This window comes from Trinickia terrae (assembly GCF_005144415.1).
In the GTDB taxonomy this organism is placed as follows: Bacteria; Pseudomonadota; Gammaproteobacteria; order Burkholderiales; family Burkholderiaceae; genus Trinickia_A; species Trinickia_A terrae.
The window spans coordinates 1-460 of sequence record NZ_SWJE01000048.1 but is presented as its reverse complement, the minus strand read 5'-3'; the positions used below and the strand labels follow the sequence as shown (position 1 = coordinate 460).

The window sequence follows — 460 nt, the reverse complement described above, 5'->3', positions numbered from 1 at the left end:
AGATCAAGCCGGGCGAGCGCTTCTCGGCCGAGAAGCTGAAGAGCACGACCAAGGCGATCGTCGACAAGCTCGGCGAATACGGCTACGCGTTTGCGACCGTGAATGCGGTGCCGCAGATCGACCAGGAGCACCACACGGTCGCGCTGACGCTGCAAGTCGATCCGAGCCGCCGCGTCTACGTGCGCCGCATCAACGTCACGGGCAACACGCGCACGCGCGACGAAGTGATTCGCCGCGAAATGCGCCAGCTCGAAAGCTCATGGTTCGATTCGAGCCGCCTCGCGCTGTCGAAGGACCGCATCAACCGGCTCGGCTACTTCACCGACGTCGACGTGACGACGGTGCCGGTCGAAGGCTCGCAGGACCAGGTGGACGTCGATGTGAAGGTCGCCGAGAAGCCGACGGGCGCGATCACGCTGGGCGCGGGCTTCTCCTCGACGGACAAGGTGGTGCTCTCGGC

Annotated in this window: 1 protein-coding gene; it reads left to right on the top strand. The window is 65.4% G+C overall.

The genetic code is table 11. The features are described from left to right. On the top strand, positions 1-460 hold a 460-nt coding region (locus FAZ69_RS33015; protein ID WP_304571753.1), incomplete at both ends, for a POTRA domain-containing protein.